The following is a 22196-nucleotide window of genomic DNA, read 5'->3' on the forward strand; positions in this document are numbered from 1 at the left end:
CTTTTTGTATAAACGATTGGCTTAATACTTGGATGCATTCAGATGACCATTCAATCATAATGAACGATCCTTTATCAATTCACGTCAGACCTTGGATAAAATGATTGACTCGATGATATCCGTTACCCGGTCCCCCACTTCGGAAGTGGATGCCGTGCCATTCATATCGGGCGTGAGCACCCGGGCTTCCAGCAACAGTTGCTCCATCGCATCAAGAACAATCTTACCATGTGATTCATAGCCAAAAAAGTCGAGCATTTGGCTTGCTGACCAAATGGAAGCAAGCGGATTTCCGATACCTTTGCCGGCAATGTCAGGAGCTGAGCCATGAATTGGTTCGAACATCGATGGAAATTCCCTTTCAGGATTAATATTGGCACCGGCAGCAAGGCCGATTCCTCCAGCAAGCGCAGCCCCTAAGTCTGTTAAAATATCACCGAACAGGTTCGAAGTGACAACGACTTCAAAGCGCTTCGGGTCTTTGATCATCAGCATTGCCGCTGCGTCGACAAGATATGAAGCCGTTTCGACTTCAGGATATTCCCTGCTGACCTCTTCGAATACCTGATCCCAGAAAACCATCGAATAATTCAGGGCGTTGGCTTTAGAAATGCTCGTGAGCGATCTGCCTTCTTTTTTCGCGGTTTCAAAAGCATAACGGATGATCCTTTCCGTCCCTTTACGGGAAAACACACCGTTTTGCAGAACAACTTCATGTTCCTGCCCTTTAAACAGCCAATCTCCTGCGCCTGAATATTCACCTTCACTGTTTTCGCGGATGAACAGCATATCAATATCTTCACGTTTCACATCAACGAGAGGCAAGTGAGCCCCTTTTAATAATGTCACGGGCCGGATATTGACATACTGATCAAAACTTTTACGGATTTTCAATAATAGCTCCCATAGTGAAATATGGTCTGGAACGCCCGGAAATCCGACAGCTCCCAAATAAATCGCGTCAAACGCTTTCAGCTTATCGATCCCATCATCATCCATCATTCTACCATTTTCGGCATAAAATTCGCAGCCCCATGGGAAGTATGTGAAATCCAATTGAAAACCTGAATCCAGTTCAGCCACTTTTTTTAATACTTTTATGCCTTCATTAATCACTTCAGGGCCAATGCCATCTCCTGCGATGACGGCAATTTTGAATTGTTTCATAATTATCTCCTCGATTTCAGTCTTGGTTCCAAACGACCAATTTCATTTCGGTCATTTCTTCCACAGCGTATTTAATGCCTTCACGACCAGTGCCGCTTTCTTTTACTCCGCCGTATGGCATTTGGTCGACACGATAGGTCGGCACATCATTTATGATCACACCGCCTACATGCAATTCCCGTGAAGCGTACAATGCGTTTTTCACATTGTTTGTGTATATCCCGGCCTGCAAGCCAAAGCGGGAATCATTCACTTGATCAATCGCTTCGTTCACTGAACCCACTTTATTTACAATGACAACCGGAGCAAATGCTTCCTGACATGAAACTTTTAGCGTATGATCCGCATCTGTAATGATTGTCGGTTCAAGAATGTCACCTTGCAATTTCCCCCCTGCAGCGATCGTTGCCTTACTCCCTTTAGTTTCCTCAATCCAGCCCAATACACGGGCCGCTTCCCCTTTGGAGATTAGGGAGGAAATATACGTATCCGGATCCAATGGATCGCCAATTCTAAGTTTTTTGGCCGCTGCAGTGAATTTTTCGACAAACTCTTCATACACTTCTTCATGTGCATATACACGTTGCAATGAAATACAGACTTGCCCCTGATTGGAGAAGGCACCCATGATGCAACGATCGATAATTTGATCGATATCTATATCTTTATCAATGATTAAAGCCGAGTTCGAGCCAAGTTCAAGGGTGGTCTTTTTCAGACCCGCTTTGTTGCGGATGCCGATTCCTACGCTTGGGCTGCCTGTGAATGTGATCATGCTTACCCGATCGTTTTCTACAATCGCTTCTCCAACCGTGCTGCCCGGACCCGTCACTACATTAAGTACGCCAGCCGGCAAACCCGCTTTTTCAAAGATTTCTGCTATGAAAAGTGCGGAAAGCGGAGTTTGCGAAGCTGGCTTCAACACAATGGTGTTCCCTGCAGCTATTGCCGGTCCGACTTTATGCGCCACTAAGTTCATTGGGAAGTTAAACGGGGTGATGGCACCAATTACCCCGATCGGCTCTCTTAACGTGTAACCAATTCGGCCAACCCCGCCTATGGCTGCATCAAAAGGAATCGTTTCACCGTGAATCCTTTTAGCTTCTTCAGCCGAGAACTTATACGTTTCGATGGTCCTTCCAACTTCCGCTTTTGCGAACATGATCGGTTTGGCTGATTCACGGGATATGATTTCCGCCGCTTCTTCCGCATTCTCCATTAATAACGCGACAGCCCTCTCCAATATATCCGCCCTTTGATAAGCTGGCATTTTTGCCATGACTTCGCGTGCATTGTAGGCGGCTGCAATCGCCTTTTCGGTCAGCTCTTTATCCGCCATGGCAATTTGGGCGATTTCTTCCCCGGAATAAGGGGAATATAGCGGAGCATAGCTTACCGTTTTGACTTTTTCACCATTGATCATCAGATATTGTTTCATTGATTTCAATTGATTCGCTAATTTACTCATTTAGGGCCTCCAATACCATTTCATGAAATTGAACAATTGCTTTTTCCGAAGAGGAATATCTACCTTTGTTAAAGGCACGGGAGCGGAAACCTATTTGTTCCAGCTCTACAAGTTCCACATCTTCCTGTCGGACTTGTTCGGCAAACGTAACAAGATCTTTCTCTTCCTGAGTCAAATTCTCATCGCGGAAATAATATGTGTAAACAGCCAAAGTCGTTTCGTGATCAATCGGAACCATTTGAATGGTTGCCATATTTCCGGGACCTGGATAAATGGTCAACATCAAGTTAGGCCACAGCCAGAAAAAGGATCCACCCTGCATTTCCGCCTGATTTAAATCGACCGTTCCGTAATTTTTATCCGGTTTAACGATCGAACCTTGCAGTGAATAGTTATCGCAAGTAATGATTTGGTAATCATCCATATCTAGTGCTGCAACAAAGCTTGGATGTGCTACATGACAATGGTCACATTCTAAATAGTTATCTATGAACGCTTTCCAGTTTGCCTTAATCACCCTCGTTTTTTGGCTTGTTCTTTTTAACTCGCTTAAAAACGGGTATTTACTTAAACGGTCAAAGAAATCGCCGTAGGATTCGCTAAGAGGTTTCGCATTATCATCCAAGTTTACAAAAATTAAAGATTCCAAGATTTCCATGCGAACGGAACGTAAACAGGCATCTTGTACACAGGCTTCATCTTCTCCTTTAAAATTCGGCGCTTTGTTCAATTTCCCATCCAATTTGAACGTCCAACCATGATAACTGCATTGTAAAATTTTCTTCTTGCCTGATTCACTTTTTTCAAGCTTAGTAGCACGATGCGGACAAACGTTATAAAAAGCGCGGATCACCTCATCCTGGCCGCGGTTCACTATGATCGGCTCATTGGCTACTTCTGTCGTAAAGAATGATCCCACTTTTTCCAATTGGCTGACATGACCCACAAGCTGCCAAGATTTAGAGAATACTAGATCGATTTCCTTTTCGAGAACTTTCGGATCCGTGTATTTGTCATATGTCAATGTTCTTTCAAATGTACGATTTGTAACATTTTCCACTTTGTTATAAGCCATCATTATTTCCCCCTAAAAAATGATTACAAGCATTTCTGCCATACTAGATATAAAGAAATTGATCCGACCTTCCGCTTCAACCGGCTGTCACTGGTATATTGGCGAAAGGTTCCGTCGCCAACTTAATCGAATCTGTCGGACAACCATCAAAAGCATCCTCCAAGTCCTCCTCCAGATCTTCGGATACTTCAGTTATTCCTGTGTTGGCATCCAGGATTGAAAAAGCGATTCCTTCATCGTCATAATCGAAAATTTCCGGTGCAGTCGCTCCACATGCCCCGCAAGCGATACATGTCTCCTGATCAACTATTGTGTATGTAGCCATGTGGTTTCCCCCCTTTTACATTATTAAACGGACGTTGTGCTTTTCTCTTTTCCTCCCATTGTGCTCGTGCTGTGCAGCGGCTGAACTTTCGCACTTGGGTCGATATGAACTTTTGCATTACTCACTGCTGTTGGCGCTTCACCGAACCCGCTAGCAATCAGCTTCACCTTACCTTCGTACGTGCAAATATCTCCTGCTGCGTATATGCCTTTGATATTCGTTTCCATTTTAGAATTGACAACGATGGAATTGTTTTCAATTTCAAGACCCCAATCCTTTATTGGCCCTATTGATGATACGAATCCATAATTGACGAGAACGTCATCGACTTCCAATTCAAGCGTTTTTCCACTCTTCGCATCCGTCACAATCACTTTTTCTATCTTTTCATCTCCGATCAGTCCGGCTGGGAGATAAGGAGTCAAGACCTCCACATTGGATTGTTTCAAACGCTCTACACTGTGTTCATGGGCACGAAATTTATCCCTGCGGTGAATGAGTGTCACTTTTTCCGCTATCGGTTCAAGCATTAGCGACCAGTCGACCGCTGAGTCACCGCCACCGAACACAACCACTTTCTTATCAGCGAATTGATTCATATTCTGGACGAAATAATGAAGGTTGGCATTTTCAAATCTTTCTTCGCCTTCGATTTTTAGTTTCCGAGGCTGGAATGCCCCGTTTCCAGCAGTGATGATTATCGCTCTCGTATAATGTGTTCCACCGGATGTCGTAATGGCAAACATCCCGTCCGCAGTACGAACAATGGTCTCTACAGATTGATTAAGACAAATATCCGTTTTGAATTGACCCATTTGTTCCATTAATCGATCGATGAGCTCTTGGGCCTGGATTTTCGGGAAACCTGCAATATCATAAATGTATTTTTCAGGGTACAAAGCAGACAGCTGCCCTCCCAATTGAGGGAGACTTTCAATGATTTTCACTGAAGCTTGGCGCATCCCCGCATAAAAAGCGGTGAACAATCCAACCGGCCCTCCACCGATAATAGTGATGTCAGAGACTTTATACTTTTCTTCCAAACTCATTCCCCCCTAGATGTCTTCCGTGAGATAAGATAATTCCATTTACTAGAATTCTGCTATGCTCAGATGTCAATTCATGCATAGCCAATCGTAAATTTCACCAATTGATAATTTTATATAATGCAATCTGCATGCCAACCTCGGGAAACAGCCTTAATAAACAAAATATTTAGAATTAACTATGAAAACGCTATCATATCGAGTTATAATTAACTCGATATTTATGAAACCTTATTCAGAATTCACTCATTCCCTTTTAAAAAGAGAGGATTACATTATGAAAAGTACGGATTCAACTGAAAGTGTCGAGATGACGCTCCAAACTCTATTAAAAATTCTTGATCATTCCTCAGATGAGATTTTCGTCCTTGACGGCGAAAAGCGGATTCTTTACGTCAACAAGGCATGTGAGCGACATTATGGGTTGAAACCTACTGATGTCATTGGCAAATATAATGAGGACTTATTTGAAAAAGGGTACTGGACGCCCTCCATCGTGCCTGAAGTATTTAAAAGGAAAAAGCCTTGCTACATTAAACAACAAACGTATATTGGGGCTGAATTGATGACATCAGCGATTCCAATTTTAAATGATGCGGGGGAAATTGAACTGGTCGTCACTACATCCACAGAAACACAAACGTATAAAATGTTAAAAGCAAATGAAGCAAGTGGCGAGTCAAAAATCACTCATGACGAAGATGAAACGGGGAGATTCATTACTAATAGCGGTAAAATCAACCGCATCCTCACTTTTTGTGAAAAAGTGGCGCCGACCGATTCGACTATTTTGATTCAGGGGGAATCTGGAACCGGAAAAGGAGTGCTTGCCCATTTCATCCACCGGATCAGTAAACGGAAAAGCAAACCTTTCCTGACAATCAACTGTGCTGCCATTCCGGAAGAGCTGCTCGAATCCGAATTATTCGGCTATTCAAAAGGTGCATTCACGGGTGCGAACAAAGCTGGAAAACTTGGATTGATTGAATCCGCAGATGGTGGCACTGTCTTTCTTGATGAAATTGGGGAAATACCGCTCGCTCTGCAGGCGAAGCTTCTCCAAGTAATCCAGGATAAACAATTCATACCCGTCGGCGGCAATGAAATGAAAAAAGTCGACATCCGCATCATCGCTGCAACAAACCAGAACTTGATCGAAATGGTTAATGATAAAAAATTCCGTGAAGATTTATTTTACCGTTTGAATGTGATTGATATTCAATTGCCTCCATTGCGAGAACGTAAAGAAGACATCATTCCCCTTACGTACAATTTTTTAAATAAGTTCAATGATAGATATCATGAAAATAAAGTCATTTCTGAAGAGTGCTTGAACCTATTAATTCATTATTCATGGCCAGGCAATGTGCGCCAGCTCGAAAACTTGATTGAAAGGTTGGTCTTAATAAGTGACTCCGTTATCCTAATGTCCGACTTGCCTGAAATGATAACCGAGAACGTTGAACAGATGACACAGATCGATCTCCCCACTTCTCTCGATAAAGCACTTGATGAAACGAAACGGATATTGATCAGGAAATCTTACCAAACATACAAGTCATCAAGAAAAGTCGCGAAGGATCTCTCTATCAGCCAAACGAAAGCCTCAGCATTGATCCGGGAGTACTGTGAGGATTTAATGAATAAATAGGTACCATGAAAATGACAATGTTTGTCTAACCTTAAACAGGTCCATTTGCCCCCAACCGAAACATGCTGGTTATCCGTTGCTAGTGATCGATAGTGAATGGTAAACACTTATAATTCATATGAGTTCCATTGTAAATCCCGACTTCTTCTTGTTTAAATCACTTAGCTATTAAATTGAGGTACGAACAGAAAATAAGAGACTTCCCCTTTGCGGGCAAGTCTCTTATTTTTATGAAGATCCTACTATTTTTTCGCCTCTCGGTTTTGTACTATTAGAATCTGGTTCTCTTGTGATGCCAATTTGATTGAATTTATCTTTAATTGACAGTTTGTATGTCAATGACCCCGTGCCGGCTTCATCAGGCTTGAAAGTTCCTGCATTTGTCCGTTTTCCATCTTTCAGCAACCACACCTGATACACCTCGGACTCTTGAAGGCTAGGCAAATTCTGGATCTGCACGATTAACCTTCTTTCTTCACCTTGCTGCAAAATGTATGCAGCTCCGTCCGTATTCTTATTTACAGCCGTTTTATCGGCAGGCTGCAGAGATAGAGCCGTCTTAACCTCCATTGGCAGATTGATAGCTGCAAGTTCTTTTTTTAGTTGAATATTGGAATATAACAGCACAAACACCAAAACCAGAACGGCAAGCAAGAGACCTGAAGTTACTGGTGTAAACTGCCTAAAGAAATAAATACTCCAATTCTTTTCCTTTCTCACCGGAACTTCATCATCAGTCTCAAAAACGAAATTCATAACCTCTGATTTCAGGGAAGAAGAAGGTTCTATTTCTTCGAAATCCCATTTCAATGAATTCCAGGCTTCCGTCATTTGTTCATACTCCCTAGTGCATTCAGAGCATTGAACTAAGTGTTCCGCGAATGCTTTTTTTTCTTTTTCTCCCAATTCACCCGATAAAAATGAAAGCAGGTTAGCGCACTCTGTATTCATTTACAAACCACCTACTTCCAAATGCTTTTTCAACAATTTAAGCGACTGATGAAGTCTGCTCTTGATGGTACCAATCGGTTCATTTTCAATTTTGGCAATTTCCGTTAACGAGTACCCTTTCCAATACAGTAAATCAATCAATCTTTTTTGCGGCTTGCTTAACTTACTTTTTGCATTGGCAATTTCACTGTGTAATAGCCCATTTTCTATATCATTATTAGGATCTTCTATGTCAATGGGATGACTCATGTCCATGTGTTTGTTATTCCGAATATGAACGCTGTCTTTACGGACATAATCCACACACACATTACGTGTAACGGTCAAAAGCCAGCTTACAAAGTGCCCCTTTTCGGAATTGTAACTGCTTTTTGTGGTCCAGAGCTTTAAAAAGACCAACTGCACAATCTCTTTAGTTTTTTCGGCATTTCCATTTGTGAACTTAAAAATAAAACCATAGATTAATTTAATATGCCGGTCATAAAGTTCTTCCAGAGCAGGACGATGTTTTTTCATTACTAATGCCATCAATTCCTTATCAAGTTTTTCTTTCAATCGCACCTGCAACTCCTCACAGTAAATTTGGAAAAAACGTATAACAGGAACGACCACCATCAGTGGTCGTCCCTTTTTTCTTATTTTGGAAAAACTGTTTTGTTATTTACAATATACCAAACATTTTTCACACCTTCGCCATTGACATCTCCCGCTGACTTATCATTCGCAAAATAGTAGAGTGGAAATCCTTTGTACGTTACCTGCTCTTCCCCTGTATCTTCCCTTTGAATGGTTCCAAAGTCTTTTTCTTCAAATCCTTTTGGGACAGCAAAATCCCCTTCCATGAACGGCGGCCACTTTTCCAAACAATCATCCGCACAATTGCTTCTTCCGGATTTATCGTTTTTGAAAAAATAAAGCGTCATTCCTTTAGAATCAGCCAAGTATTCGCCTGTTTTTTCACTTTCCAATAATTTTAGGGTTACTGCTTTTTCATCGGCAGTACCACTAACAACTTGATCCTTTTCCGGTGAATCCTTCGCTTCATTTCCACAAGCCGCCAATACTAGTACCATCATGATAACCGAAAAAACCATCCACTTTTTCATATACTCTCACTCCTCGTCAATTTACTTCCAACCCCATTTTTGAAACACTTGATGGGATTCTTCCGTTTTTAGATAATCAATGAATTGTTTTGCCTTTTTCTTGTTTTCACTCTTACTTGTTATGCTTACCGGGGTTCCTCTATAGAGCTTGTCTTCTTCAGGGAGTTGAACCAGGTCGGTCACATCCGACAGACGGTAATGCCAGGATTCATAGGTAATCCAGGCGTCTAATTTAGAATTTGCCTTCCATAGATCGATAGCTTCTGCACTGGATTTCACTGAAATGTCAATATTCCTGCTAATTCCAGGAATCAATCCTTTTCTTCCCGCCAAATCTTCCCAAAGCCCCAGTTGCCCTGCTCCATTAACATCCACAATCTTTACACCCTTCTTCGTTAAATCCTCCAAAGACTGTATATTCTTTGGGTTTCCTTTTCTAACCAGAATTCCAGCTGCCCGCGAATACAATTCAGTACGGCTCTTTTCATTAATGATACCTGGATGATCATGCATAAAATCAGTTAGCATATACTCGGAACCTCCGTAAATGATATCGGCATCCTGTTTGGCTTGATCAATCCATTTTTCTTCGGGTCCCGCTGTTACCTCAACTTTTATTCCCGTTTCTTTGGTAAATTCCTCGGCTACTTCCTTGATAGGTCCAAGAGGCCCACCTGGTCCATATACTTTTAAGACATCGTTGACAGCTTGCCCCCGATTCGAACCCATTTCTGGTGAAAATCCTAACAAGACTAACATCAATGATATCCACCCAACAAAAATGACCTTTTTCAAGTCTTTCTTCTCTCCCTCCTAAAAAGCCTTTGTACTATAGATAACGGAACAAATCCCGAAACGGTTTGAAAAAAATTGTTAATTATTTTTTTAAAGCTTAATCCCAAATATCCTTCTGCCAAATAAACCTTATGATCTTCAGCTATTCTCTTTTTTCCCTCAACAAAAAAACCATTCGAAAACGGAATGGTTGCAGACAGTAGACAAACTCGATAATAATTGAGTTTGTCTACTGTTTTTTGAGGATGTGTATAAATTGAACGTTGCGTTCACTTCAGGCACTCGCTTTCCGTGGGCAGTCCGCCCTCGGCGCCTTTACGACCGCTGGGTATCCCTTGGACGCGTTTTCCCGCAGGAGTCTCGTACCTTCCGTTCCAATCACCTTTGTTTTAAAATTAAAATAGAACTCCTTTTACCTGCTTTCATGCCCATACTTTTTCAAGTCTCTTAAATCAAAGCAATGACAGAAAAGGTTAGCTTGAATTGCTTCCCTTTCTCTGTCTTTTTCTTTTCCCAATCACAGCAATCACCAACAATAACAGAGGAATAATCGTTTGCATCAAAATTCCATGAAATGGGAAGGCGATGATATCATATCGACTGACAGCCATAGAGCTAGGATACGACCAAAAGCTGAATTCTACAATCAAAATCCCTATCGGCCATACAACAGGACGATAGTCAGAGAGATTCAGCCACTGCGCGGTACCTAAAGCAGCCACATAATAAAACACAGAAATTTTGACAAACGCTCCTACTATCCATACGGCCATGATGGCGGACTCCAAATGTTCAAAAAAGTCGGCCAAACTGATGTACCGAGATACATTCATCACGGGATAAATCTTTGTGGCTGTTGTTGACCCGAGTACAAAAAGAACCATAAGATTCACCACAATTAACGTCATCATCACGGCAAAAACAGACATCATCCCGGATTTCATCCCTTTTTTCATATCGGTTAAAAAAGGGAGGAGAAAAATCATCAGAAAAAACTCGCTGAACCATCCACCCGGTACAATCGAACCCTTGATTGGAGGCATAATTCCATTTCCCAATATCGGTAATATGTTCTTAAATTCAAGATCAGGACCCAGTAAGACAATTAAAAGGAGGATTGGAAGGATAAAAACAGGAACCAACAATTGGGCAGCTCTCCCCAACACCTCTATCCCTCCGCGTACGATAAAGGCACAGAGGAGTACCATCGATGCCATGATCACGCTAATCGGGGTTTCGACCAGAAAAGAGTCGACAATAAATTCTCCGTAACTTCTTAGGATTTGCCCTGTGATCGGGATATAAAAAAACAAGAATAAAAAACCGAGAATTTTCCCCGGAATCCGACCGATGATCTGTTCACTGAATTGGATAACTGTTTGTTTCGGATAGAGTTGATGCAGTTTATAAGTGATATACACCGTCGCATACCCGATGAGAGACGCCAAAATGGGGGACAGCCATAAATCATTTTTTGCATATTTCGCTGTGATGCTCGGAACACCGAGAACAGCCGTTGCCACAATCGTTGGATACATCATGAATGCCATCTGTAGAGATGAAATTTTACCTTTCTCCATCATCTTCCTCCTTTCTGTGATAGTATGTAAATTTGAAATCACGTAGCCCACTGATAGATTTACTCCTTCATAAACTCTTCAAATGGCTAAAAAAAGAGATGCAATCCATTCAGTTGGTCCTGCCCTCTGCGCGAGTACGAACATAGATAGCACCTTTTCGATAGGATATTTAGCATAAAAAATGCCCAGTCAGCTGGTTTCGGTTCCTTTATGACTTCTTTTCCTTACAACAGCAATCACCAACAATAACAGAGGAATAATCGTTTGCATCAAAATTCCTTGTAAAGGGAATACGTTGGTATCATTACGACTGACATCGATAGTACTAGGCAACGACCAAAAACTGAATATGACAATCAAAATCCCTATCGGCCATACAACAGGACGATAGTCGGAGAGATTCAGCCACTGCGCTGTACCTAAAACAGATGCATAATAAAATACGGAAATTTTCACAAATGCCCCTACTATCCATACCGCCATGACAACGGACTCCACATGTTCAAAAAAGTCGGCCGAACTGATGTATCGAGATACATTTATCAAGGGATAATTCTTTGAGGCTGTTGTTGACCCGAGTATAAAAAGAACCAAAAGATTCACCACAATTAACGTTATCATCACGGCAAACACAGTCATCATCCCGGATTTCATCCCTTTTTTCATATCCGCCAAAAAAGGAAGAAGAAAAATGATCAGAAAAAACTCGCTGAACCACCCTCCCGGTACAATCGCTCCCTTGATTGGGGGCATTATACCATCCCCTAACATCGGGAATATATTCTTAAATTCGAGATCAGGGATCAGCAAGATGATTAAGATACAGATTGGAAAAATAAAAACAGGTACAAACAATTCAGCAGCTCTCCCCAGCACCTCTATTCCCCCGCGTACGATGAACGCACACAGAAGCACCATCGATGCCATGATCACAATAATCGGGGTACGTACCAGAAAAGAGCCGACAACAAATTCTGCGTAGCCTCTAACGATCAGCCCCGTGTTCTCGATATAAAAAAACAAGAGTAAGAAACCGAGAATTTTCCCCGGAATCCGACCAATGATCTTTTCAGTGAATTGGATAACCGTTTGTTTTGGATAAAGTTGGTGCAGTTTATAAGCGATATACACCGTCAGAAACCCTATGAGCGCAGCAAAAATGGGAGAAAGCCATAAATCACTTTTGGCATATTTTGCTGTGATGCTTGGAACCCCGAGAATAGCCGTTGCCACAATCGTCGGATACATCATGAATGCCATCTGCAGAGATGAAATCTTCCCTTTCTCCATCATCTTTCTCCTTTCTGTGATAATATCGAAAATTGAAATCACGCAACCTACTGAAAGATTCACTTTTCCATATACTCTCCAAACGGCCTGAAAAGAGTTTGAATCCATTCAGTGGGTCCTGACATCTCTGGGAGATTGAACATGGACAGTGCCAAGCCAGTGAGGAGCAGTGTAAGAAATGCCACTTTATCTTTTTTAGGATTTTTTTTCATTTTCGGCCATTCATACAAAATGATTAGAAATACGATCACTGCTGTACACAAAAAAGCCCCCCATCTCACTTGTCCTTCACCTCATTCTCAGACAAACCCGCCGGTTTGTTTATATAGCCCTGTCTTCGAATATGGGCCGCAACATCGATTTCCACTTCCATTTCCGCGAATATCTCATCCCAGTGGCTTTCGATTTGATTAAACTGTTTAGGATATTTCCGATAGAAATCTTTACCTAACCCTAAAATGTCCGCTTTCTTCTGCTGAGTATGCAGAAAAGCCATCTCGAGGCGTTTTTTTATATCTTTTTGATATGCCTGTTCTGCAGCTTTTAGAGATTTTGGACTTGAAAGGTCCAAATTCGTTCCATTTTGTATAACAGCACCTTCCGTATTTACCTTAACCATAATTTTCCATTTGTTATTTCGGATTAGCGGAATCTTCTTGACTTGGGCCGTCACTGGATTTAAAGAAATCTCCCCTTTCACACCTTTGGGTTGAAAGGTCACGGTGTATGATTCAATTTCATCTCTTAACCACAATAGCCCTCTTGTTTCTTTTTCCGTCATCGTCCCGGTCATCTTATCTTTTTTTAATACGGCTGTCCCGACAATGTAAGGAATTCCCTGTAATTTCTTTTGCCCTTTCGCGGGTGGTAAAATTTTAACGACTGGAAGTGCGGCAGCTTGAGGTTTACCCGTTAACATTTCATCTAAATCCTGTAGTGTGACCAGCATCCCAATATGTAAATCAGATAGTTCTCTAAGCACTTCCCCTGAATAGTTTTCTAGAGGTGGCAAAGATTCAAGGATGGGCTTCGCTTTCCCTTTGCTGACATACACATTTGCTTTCTCTCTTGGCTGCGGATGGCGCAGCAAAAAATCCAGCTGCTCTTGAATTCCTTCCTTCGCTAACTTTTCACCGAATACAAATACTTTACAATGTCCCCAAAATACTTTTCGCGGAAGCTTGCTTTGAAGCTTAGACAATGCATCTGAAATATTGGAGCCTATTTCATGTCTAACCAATGTCGTAACCCCACCCCCTTCTTGACTGGTCCCTCCTTGACCGCCTCCACTACTTATTGAACTTGGAATAAAGACTTGGATGGATAATTCAATTTGATTATTGCCCTTCTTATCGATGGCGGCTGCTGTGACAATCGCCAAATCAGTGATTTCTGTTCGGTCCCAACAACCGCTTAGAAAAGGGGTCGCTCCACAAATACCGAGCAAAAGAAGGACACATTTCATTAAATGACGCCTCTTTACTTTCACCAATTTCCTTGTTCGCATCCAGCTATTATTCACTCCGTTTCACTCCCCCTTTTTGGATTTGGTCTCTGTTCCGGGGCTTGACGGTATACATTAGAATCCCCTGTGAGACGCGGGCGTGTATCCATCATCCACCAAGGAGCTCTCCACAGCACATCTTTCAGCTCTTTACCTTTTAACGGTGCCAGTGGCGCTAAGTATGGAACGCCAAAAGAACGCAAGCTGCATAAGTGAATGACTATGGCGATGATCCCCATCATGATGCCAAGCAGTCCTAAGGTACCGGCAAGCAGCATCATTGGAAAACGAAGCATCCGGAAAGTAATTCCGGCAATATAACGAGGCATCATAAAAGAAGCGATTCCCGTAATCGCAACCACGATGACCATAGGCGCTGAAACTAAACCCGCTTGTACGGAAGCTTGACCAATCACTAGCGCTCCAACAATGCTGACGGCAGAACCTACCTGCTTCGGCAATCGAACCCCTGCCTCTCTTAGTGCTTCAAACGTAATTTCCATAGCCAATGCCTCTACTATTGCAGGAAAAGGGACCGATTCCCGGGATGCTGCTACGCTTAGCAGGAGTGCGGTTGGGACCGCCTCATGATGGAACGTTAAAATAGCAACATAAAGTGACGGAAGCAAAAGGGATAATCCCATAAAGAAATATCGTAACCAACGGATAAAAGTGCCTGCCATAAAACGTTGAGCATAATCCTCTTGTGATTGAATCAAAGAAAAGAAGGATATTGGTGCAATTAAAGTAAAAGGGGTTCCTTCTACAAGAATGACAGCTCGTCCCTCCAGCAAGCTGGCACAGGCTACATCCGGCCGTTCTGTCGACATGATCTGAGGGAATGGTGAAAACGGATTGTCCTCGATCATTTCCTCGATGTACTCGCTTTCTAAAATTCCGTCTATTTTAATTCGTTCCAACCGAGTTGTAATCTCTTCAATCAGTGTTTTATCCGCAAGTCCATCAATATAAGCAATTGAAACATTCGTCCTGGTAAGAGTACCAATCTTCATCGATTGTATTTTAAGGGCAGGACTTTTGATAATACGTCGCAATTGGGATGTATTTACTTCTAGAGATTCAATAAATCCCTCTCGTGACCCCCTAACTCCCCCCTCTGCCACAGGTTCTTCAATCGCTCGCTTTTCCCATTTGGACAATCCTAGAGAAAACCCATCGCTTTCCCCTTCATATAGAAGGATCGGGTTTCCAGAGGAAATCGATTCAATGCAATCCGCCAACATATTCACTTTTACCACTTTAGGAACGGGCATTTTATGTTCAATAAACTCATTTAATGGTTGTGGTTCTTTTGATGACTCTTGCATGAGTGGAGATAGCACATATTGCTCTATCGCCTCGATGTCTGAGAGTCCCGCAATGTAAATGAGCATCGCCCGCGTCTTTCCGAAAAGTAAGAACGAACGGAACATGACATCCGAGCAATTATCATAAACAGAACGAAGTGTTTCTACATTTTGACTGAAGCTCACATCCAGTGCATCTGCAGGCTTAGAATCTTGGTAATCATTTTGTATCAAGGATTTTTTTTCTTTCGTTTTTCTTAACAATTTGCCCACATTACGAATCAAGCCGGTTACCCCCATTTTTTTGCAGGTCGCTCTAACTCCATTTTTCTATGTTTCTTCATTAAGGGTATTTTATACAGAAAATCCTGAGTCCAGCATGAACTTATATTTAGCAGAATTGAAAAGCTACGTTATAAGTTGATATTGAATAAATCGTAAACCTTTGTGATATCCTGTTTGTAATTAATAACTAAGGGGTATAACAAAAACCGAGGCTACAGATTAGTCGAAAATATCGTCTCTGTTTAAGTATGGATTTTGACCAAGATATGCAAGGCCATAAAGTAGGGGATACTTTTTAAAGGATGTATATTCGCTTTAAAATACCTCTGCTTTTTTATCTTTTTCATAGAAGTTTCATGGGCAATCAGACTAAAACATTAGAAGATAAGGGAGATTCTATGTCATTCTTAATCACATTGCTCGGATTATTGGTTTCCACAATTATCGCTACAATATTAAATGCAATATGGCCTCGTATTCCACTGCCGATATATCAGATTTCCATGGGAGCAGTGTTTTCATTATTACCATTTCACTTATCGTTTGATTTTCATTCAGAATTATTTATGATCTGTGTCATTGCTCCGCTGCTCTTTACAGAAGGAAAAAATACGTCCCGTAAAGAAATGCTTGAATTGCGTAAGCCTATTCTGTTATTGGCCTTTGGGTTAGTATTTGTGACCGTTTTTGCAGGAGGTTTTTTCATTCACTGGTTAATACCTGATATGCCGATGGCTGTTGCTTTTGCTTTAGCAGCTACAATTACCCCTACGGATGCCGTAGCGGTACAATCGATTACAAAAGGATTGAAATTGCCCGGAAATATGTTGCCCATCCTGGAAGGTGAATCACTTTTCAATGATGCTGCTGGAATCGTTGCTTTTAAAGTTGCCCTGGCAGCTGCCTTAACTGGAGTATTTTCTATAAAAGATGCTTCGCTTAATTTTATATTTGTAGCTTTAGGCGGTATCTTTATAGGTATCCTATTGGGCTATTTAATTGTTAAATTACGATTATTTTTACGGGTTCATGGACTTGAAGAAATCTCCATGTCTATTGTTATTGAACTAATTACGCCTTTTGCCATCTATATGGTAGCTGAAGAATTCCATGTATCCGGAATCTTGGCAGTGGTTGCTGCAGGTGTAATTCATGGCATCGAGCGGGATCGCCTTCAGAGTTCCACAACTAAATTGCAAATTGTATCAACTAATACATGGTCTGTATTAGGTTATGTTTTGAATGGACTTGTATTTGCTTTGTTAGGATTTATGTTGCCGAGTATTTATCAGGAAATTGAGTCCAACTTAAATAGGGGTAATCTTTTTGGGATAAGTGTCTTGATTGTTCTTTTATTATTGGTGATCCGTTTTATTTGGGTATACATTCTGCATGATACTTTTACGAAAAACAGAGTGAATCCATTAGAGCAATTCATTATGTCCAGGGTTCACCCAGAAGATAGCAATGACACCGATGAGGAGAGTGTTTCAAGATCACGATTTGCATTGCTGACATCCGTTAGCGGCATTCATGGAACCATTACATTAGCTACAGCTTTATCCATACCATATTTTATGCCGGATGACACTTTATTCCCGATGCGTAATACAGTCTTGTTTATCGCAGCTTGCGTTATATTGTTAAGCGTCACATTGGCTACGGTTCTCTTGCCATTACTGGTAAAGACACCGATTGAATTCAAAGATGAACGCCTAACCACTGAGGAGGCTTATAAAATTGTTTTAAATAAAACGATCAATCAGCTGAGCAAAGAAGCAACCATGGATAATCAGAAAGCTGTCCATCAAGTAATGGAAGATTTAAATGAACAACTGATAGATTTGGAACGGGGAATAACGAATAGACCGGATAATCGGACAATACGCGATTTAGTGGAGCTAGGGGCCAATAAGGAATTGGAGGTCGTTTCCGGATTAGCCGAAAAAGGGGCTATCTCTGAAACAGCCTTAGACCTTTATAAAGTGTATATTTCAAGAACCTTAAATTATATGCAAAAATCTTCGCTGAAAAGGGCTTGGATCAATTTGCAGGCCATTCTTTTCAAGAAAAAGATCAATGTCAAATGGGATAAGAAATGGGAAGCGAAATTAGAGGAATCCATCGTTAGAAATGCGGACCTGATCCGGGAGTTCCGTAAAGCACAAAAAGAAGCTTCAAAGGAAGCTATTTCATTAATCAAACAACAAACTACACCTGAAAACCGTCATGAAGTCATGCTTGTCATTAAAAGATATAATCGTTATCTGAATCCATTCGGAACATTAAGTGAAAAAGAAGCAAATCGCTTTGAAGAGATGGTGAGTCATTTTCAGTTGAATGCGATGCAAATCGAACGTGATATCATTCAGCTAATGGTTGAAGATGAGCAAATATCCATGCAAACGGCAACTGAGCTTAGACAAAACTTAATCTATGATGAAATGTTAATGATACAAAATTGATAAATTATAAAGAGACACCGATACAACAGGGAGCGGTGTCTCTTTATTTAAAACCAAAGGGGGGTCAAAGAAATGGAGAAATACCTCAGGAAAAAAGAAATGAAAAGACCTGCTATAGATCGAGCAGGTATAAGGGCTTTCATGGGAAATCCAGAAGATTTTAGTTTAAGTTGGTACGGAATCTTCATGGCATCTGTCCCCATTATTCTTTTTGGGGTTCTTGTTTGGTCACAATGGTAAGTTAAATCACCGTTTTGCAGCTTTATCTTCAAAGAGAGCTTCCACATTTTATTGTAAAAGCAGTAGTTGTTACAATTGAACCCACCTCAGTTGATACAAGTATCATAAAGCCGGCGGGGTATATGAAAATGTCTTTCCTGTCGGTTTATTTTTTTCTTACGGTACAGCTCTCCCCTCCAAGTTACTCTAACTGGTCAATCCCATGTGTCAGTCCACTCTCAATTTCTTCTTTTATCAAGTCCATCATTCAATATTTTCATTTGGAAGCGAAAGTAGAGATAGAATACGGTCCAGATGATCATATAGAATGGTATGAAAATCCCAATTCCTATAGCTAAACCTTTTAAGCTGAATGGAATCCAACCAACAAAGAAAGATAATAGGAAGTAAAGAATACTGACAGTAAGGAAGTGCAGAATGGTTTGAGATAACAAACTCCATTTTTCATTTTCAAAGAAGATTGTTGCCGTGCTGAAGAACCAGCCACATAATATGCAGCCTATCGCGTTTTTCACAAATATTCCACTGTCTAATGCAGTGACCTCCCCAAAAGCGATCACTCCAAAACACGTCAGCACCATCACGAGTGCCCCAAAGCAAATCCCAACAAAGCTACGGAATAATAGTGTTTTCATCATAATCCCTTCCTTTTCCATTGAAATGCTTTCTTGATCCCTTGAACATAGTGCCGAGAAACATATTCTTTTTCCCCTGATCGGAAATACACACATAAGGTCCCGTTGAAAGATGCCTCGAATCTGCTTAACTCATCTAAATTGGCAATCACTGACTTGGACAATCGCACGAATTGATTACCAGGAAGGTCCCTTTCCAGTTCATATAACCTTTCTTTCATTTCGAAAGTCCCCTGTTTCGTCCGCACCATTATGGAATCTTGCTCTGTGAACAAACAGATTATTTCCTCTGCCCGGATCACGTGCTGCATTTCTTCTTTCCTGCCAACAAAATACGGTCTTTTCTTTTCCTTCAAGCGCTCCATCAGTTCCTCCACTTCCTCATTCCATTCATTATTACGGATAAGCACCTCTATCGCCTTGAACTCCTCATCTATCTCTACGTTTATTTTCATCTCTGCGACCTCCCTTTGCTTATAATGTAAGTATATTGATATTTTTGACAATTCGCTTGTGATTTCCGGCTACATGTAACTTTACAGTGATAACATGCTTGAAATGGATAGTCAGATACACTAAATAACCGTCCAAATAATTGGACGGCCCATTGATATGAAAAATCTATTTTTGAATGCGTTTATATTGATTAAGATCACTCTTTGCTTGTAAAAGTACTTGGCATCACCACAGCGATTACCTCTCCACGGGCGCAAAGTTTATCGATGGCAAATACCTCTGTTTCGATTCTCCATTTCTTAGGGTGAATTTCATGAATCGTCCCAATGGCTATTAATGGCACATCATTTGGGGTTGGCTTTACGAACTCCACTTTCAGTGACGCAGTCACGAACCTGGGAGGCTCACTCCATCTCCAACTTCATGACCATTTTTACGGTGTAAAGCCAATGCAGCGGAACCTGTTCCATGACAATCAATTAAAGATGCAATCAAGCCGCCATAAACAAATCCTGGAATTGCGATATGCTCTGGACGTGGTGTATAAATTGTCCTTGTTTGCTCGCCTTGCCAACCCGTTCGAAAATGATGACCATCTTTGTTTAAGCGACCACATCCATAACACCATGCAAATGCATCTGGATAATCATCTTGAATCGCTTTTAGCACATTCTCCTCCATTATCTCTCCCCCTTTTTCAGAATATTATAACATCATTAAAGAATAATCGGTCTATTTGGATAATTACTGAAAGGTTAGTTTTTTTGTAATTCCATGATTCTTTGTTAGCTTACTTCCATGTTTTAATTTTCATAGAATAGTAAACTGACGCAGCTTTATACATACTGTGTAAATCGACATTCAAAAAAAAGTTTGCAAGAATCCCTGCTCCTTTACTCGATATATCGATATAAATGACAAAGGCCCCTGTAAGCGCGTAGCATTCAGGAGCTTTCCTTTGACTAATATAGTTAAGAAGTTTCTTCCATTGCATTGTCTCCTATTCTGTTGCAGGCTTGCCTTCTTATTAAAAATTAAACCTTTTTCTTAAATCCCAATACTTGAATGTCATTTTACCCATTTTCGACTTCGAAAGTGAATCGTATTTACGTCCAAGTGCTAGGTTTTGCTTTTCTAGCTTAGTAATTTGTTTATGTTGAACTGCATTAAGTCTTTTTAATTGCTTTACTACTTTAGAAAATTCTTTATTTTTCGCTTTCATATCATATTTTTGTTTATCAACAGTTACCCGTTCTTTCATGGAAATTTCCACATCTTTTGGTTTTAATTTAGGATTTCCATAGTTTTCGAATCCTATGGTTTTTAAATATGGCATGTTATTTTGAAAATTTTGTTCAAAGTTTCCATAACTTTTATGGATGTGGAGGAATGTATAACATCCATATTTTTCCACTGAAATAATTTGACCATACCCAGACAGTTTAAACAGTTTTTCGACTCGTTTTATTTCTTCAGGTATATTTTTGACAATATAGGTGACAACTTCGTCAACATTAAACTCTGCAGGCAATTTTTTCACTTTTTTTGATGGTGCATGCTTATTCAGTTCATCAAAGTCATCCTCATCAATATAAAACATATTTGTGCTTTGATCTACATAATCTGTAATACGTTTGCTCCATAATAGTCCTTGCAGTTTTTTTATTGCTTCCGAAAATAGAAACTGCCTGCTAACCTGATACATTCGTTTTGCCGCAAACTCATATATATCCTTATTACATAGCGCTAATTTGACAGCGTCACGGAAATCCTTCTCTGTAACAGCATATAACGGGTAATCTTCGCCAAAAAGCTTTATATGCATTTTGGTTGGATTCATTATTACTGCCTTCCTCAAAATCCCATACTCCAATAGCTTTGTAGACAGTTCCAGACTGCTGTCCATTTCCTCACTTCTCCAGGTTATCCCAATATCACTGTTCACGATTAATTGTTGGGCATTCTCCCTTGTCAATGCCCCGTACCATGTAAGCCCATCTGTATTTTTAAGGAGGTATGCCGCTTCTTCCTTAAACTGAGAATCATCTTTAACCCATTTGAACTTATCTCCCGCTACATCAAGTGATAGATTCGGAATCTCGCGTTTTAATTCTTTAAAAGCAGTAATAATGGGGATGGTCTTCCAATCGGGGTCGAATTTCCCTGTATATACAAGTTTGTTTGTTAACCGGGTCTGCCCTTCTGCTGATTCAACGTTCGGTATCATCGGCGTAAGCAGGGAAACTTTGTTTTTTTCTTTATTCAAATTAAGAATCTCAATGACAAATTCGCACATCTCTTCTGTTTGACATAAAAAATACGCACACTGATCATATATATTTTTGATGCTCTCAAATTTTTCTTCATTAACATTCTGGCCTATGTGAGTCAATCCTGTAGCATATACTAATGTATTCTTTATGATATGCTTATGCTTTGCTATTTTTTCAACAGTCTCGATGCTTCTAACAAATAGCCAATCATATCCCTTTTGACTCCAATAATGAGAAATGAGCATTTCAGCTATATCAAAATCAATGACACCTTTTTTTACCCATTCATCATCGTTGGCACTAAAAAAAGGATCAACAAAAGGATTGAGAATGGTTATATTATCAAATTTCTCAAGAGGCTGAATTAAGATATCACGTTTGACCGGGCTAGCTAAAAGTAAGTCAACTTCGATATTGGTATCTAACGCAATGGTCGATGCTAAGGAAGATAAAAATACTGCAGATCCATCCATTGAATTCATGTCAATAAAGCCAAATAGAAGTACCTTCATTTTTCTGTTTTCAACTAGTTCATGTGAATTCAAAGTTTTCACTCCAATGACTGAAATCTGATATG

20 protein-coding genes and 1 pseudogene are annotated in these 22196 nt (G+C 40.6%); 3 read left to right on the forward strand and 18 right to left on the reverse strand.

Translation table 11 applies throughout. The annotated features are described in order from the left end of the window. Window positions 1-84: 84 nt before the first annotated feature. From BS1321_RS08305 to BS1321_RS08325, 5 genes are all read right to left on the reverse strand, one after another. Window positions 85-1167 (reverse strand): tartrate dehydrogenase, encoded by a 1083-nt coding sequence (locus BS1321_RS08305; protein ID WP_063235399.1) that lies wholly within the window; start codon window positions 1165-1167, stop codon window positions 85-87. A 16-nt stretch (window positions 1168-1183) separates the two neighbouring features. Then, the gene (locus BS1321_RS08310; protein WP_063235398.1) at window positions 1184-2635 is read right to left on the reverse strand and encodes an aldehyde dehydrogenase family protein; all 1452 of its coding nucleotides are present in this window, start codon (window positions 2633-2635) and stop codon (window positions 1184-1186) included. Continuing rightward, window positions 2628-3710 (reverse strand): aromatic ring-hydroxylating oxygenase subunit alpha, encoded by a 1083-nt coding sequence (locus BS1321_RS08315; RefSeq protein ID WP_063235396.1) that lies wholly within the window; start codon window positions 3708-3710, stop codon window positions 2628-2630. The genes BS1321_RS08310 and BS1321_RS08315 overlap by 8 nt, the downstream gene beginning before the upstream one ends. A 76-nt stretch (window positions 3711-3786) precedes the next feature. Then, window positions 3787-4035, reverse strand: a complete 249-nt coding sequence (locus BS1321_RS08320; protein WP_063235395.1) for a ferredoxin — start codon at window positions 4033-4035, stop codon at window positions 3787-3789. 23 nt (window positions 4036-4058) lie between these two features. Then, window positions 4059-5078, reverse strand: coding sequence for an NAD(P)/FAD-dependent oxidoreductase (locus tag BS1321_RS08325; protein WP_063235394.1), 1020 nt, complete (start codon window positions 5076-5078; stop codon window positions 4059-4061). Window positions 5079-5358: 280 nt separating this feature from the next. On the opposite strand from BS1321_RS08325, the gene BS1321_RS08330 reads away from it, so the two are divergent. Beyond that, the gene (locus tag BS1321_RS08330; protein ID WP_063235393.1) at window positions 5359-6732 is read left to right on the forward strand and encodes a sigma-54 interaction domain-containing protein; all 1374 of its coding nucleotides are present in this window, start codon (window positions 5359-5361) and stop codon (window positions 6730-6732) included. 228 nt (window positions 6733-6960) lie between these two features. On the opposite strand, the gene BS1321_RS08335 is transcribed toward BS1321_RS08330, so the two are convergent. The 9 genes from BS1321_RS08335 to BS1321_RS08375 form a co-directional block, all read right to left on the reverse strand. Then, on the reverse strand, window positions 6961-7683 hold the full coding sequence (locus BS1321_RS08335) for an anti-sigma factor (RefSeq protein ID WP_063235392.1): 723 nt from the start codon (window positions 7681-7683) through the stop codon (window positions 6961-6963). Then, entirely contained in the window at window positions 7684-8238 is a 555-nt protein-coding gene (locus BS1321_RS08340) for an RNA polymerase sigma factor (protein WP_063235432.1), read from the reverse strand. 80 nt (window positions 8239-8318) lie between these two features. Continuing rightward, a complete protein-coding gene (locus BS1321_RS08345) occupies window positions 8319-8789 on the reverse strand; it encodes a COG4315 family predicted lipoprotein (RefSeq protein WP_063235391.1) in 471 nt (156 codons plus the stop codon). 21 nt (window positions 8790-8810) lie between these two features. Further along, a complete protein-coding gene (locus tag BS1321_RS08350; protein ID WP_419555888.1) occupies window positions 8811-9548 on the reverse strand; it encodes an extracellular solute-binding protein in 738 nt (245 codons plus the stop codon). A 509-nt stretch (window positions 9549-10057) separates the two neighbouring features. After that, entirely contained in the window at window positions 10058-11164 is a 1107-nt protein-coding gene (locus BS1321_RS08355; protein WP_063235390.1) for a GerAB/ArcD/ProY family transporter, read from the reverse strand. Window positions 11165-11353: 189 nt separating this feature from the next. Then, complete coding sequence (locus BS1321_RS08360) at window positions 11354-12454, reverse strand: GerAB/ArcD/ProY family transporter (protein WP_063235389.1); 1101 nt, start codon at window positions 12452-12454, stop codon at window positions 11354-11356. A gap of 59 nt (window positions 12455-12513) precedes the next feature. Beyond that, window positions 12514-12717, reverse strand: a complete 204-nt coding sequence (locus BS1321_RS08365; protein ID WP_232522777.1) for a hypothetical protein — start codon at window positions 12715-12717, stop codon at window positions 12514-12516. A gap of 14 nt (window positions 12718-12731) precedes the next feature. Continuing rightward, window positions 12732-13976, reverse strand: a complete 1245-nt coding sequence (locus tag BS1321_RS08370) for a Ger(x)C family spore germination protein (RefSeq protein WP_081113049.1) — start codon at window positions 13974-13976, stop codon at window positions 12732-12734. Further along, window positions 13973-15565, reverse strand: coding sequence for a spore germination protein (locus tag BS1321_RS08375; RefSeq protein ID WP_081113048.1), 1593 nt, complete (start codon window positions 15563-15565; stop codon window positions 13973-13975). Before BS1321_RS08375 ends, BS1321_RS08370 begins: the two co-directional genes overlap by 4 nt. A 383-nt stretch (window positions 15566-15948) precedes the next feature. On the opposite strand from BS1321_RS08375, the gene BS1321_RS08380 reads away from it, so the two are divergent. Continuing rightward, window positions 15949-18015 carry a Na+/H+ antiporter gene (locus tag BS1321_RS08380; protein WP_063235430.1) on the forward strand — a complete coding sequence of 689 codons (2067 nt, stop codon included), beginning with the start codon at window positions 15949-15951 and terminating at the stop codon, window positions 18013-18015. A 72-nt stretch (window positions 18016-18087) separates the two neighbouring features. Beyond that, window positions 18088-18255, forward strand: coding sequence for a hypothetical protein (locus tag BS1321_RS27435; RefSeq protein ID WP_155726516.1), 168 nt, complete (start codon window positions 18088-18090; stop codon window positions 18253-18255). A gap of 218 nt (window positions 18256-18473) precedes the next feature. On the opposite strand, the gene BS1321_RS08385 is transcribed toward BS1321_RS27435, so the two are convergent. The 4 genes and pseudogenes from BS1321_RS08385 to BS1321_RS08405 form a co-directional block, all read right to left on the reverse strand. Beyond that, the gene (locus BS1321_RS08385; protein ID WP_063235385.1) at window positions 18474-18890 is read right to left on the reverse strand and encodes a DUF3021 domain-containing protein; all 417 of its coding nucleotides are present in this window, start codon (window positions 18888-18890) and stop codon (window positions 18474-18476) included. After that, window positions 18890-19345, reverse strand: a complete 456-nt coding sequence (locus BS1321_RS08390) for a LytTR family DNA-binding domain-containing protein (RefSeq protein WP_063235384.1) — start codon at window positions 19343-19345, stop codon at window positions 18890-18892. The genes BS1321_RS08385 and BS1321_RS08390 overlap by 1 nt, the downstream gene beginning before the upstream one ends. A 197-nt stretch (window positions 19346-19542) precedes the next feature. Next, window positions 19543-20027 (reverse strand): annotated as a pseudogene (locus BS1321_RS08395) (PaaI family thioesterase). 346 nt (window positions 20028-20373) lie between these two features. After that, window positions 20374-22164, reverse strand: coding sequence for a glycosyltransferase family protein (locus BS1321_RS08405; protein ID WP_063235382.1), 1791 nt, complete (start codon window positions 22162-22164; stop codon window positions 20374-20376). Window positions 22165-22196: the final 32 nt, after the last annotated feature.

The organism is Peribacillus simplex NBRC 15720 = DSM 1321 (assembly GCF_002243645.1).
Taxonomy (GTDB): Bacteria; Bacillota; Bacilli; order Bacillales; family DSM-1321; genus Peribacillus; species Peribacillus simplex.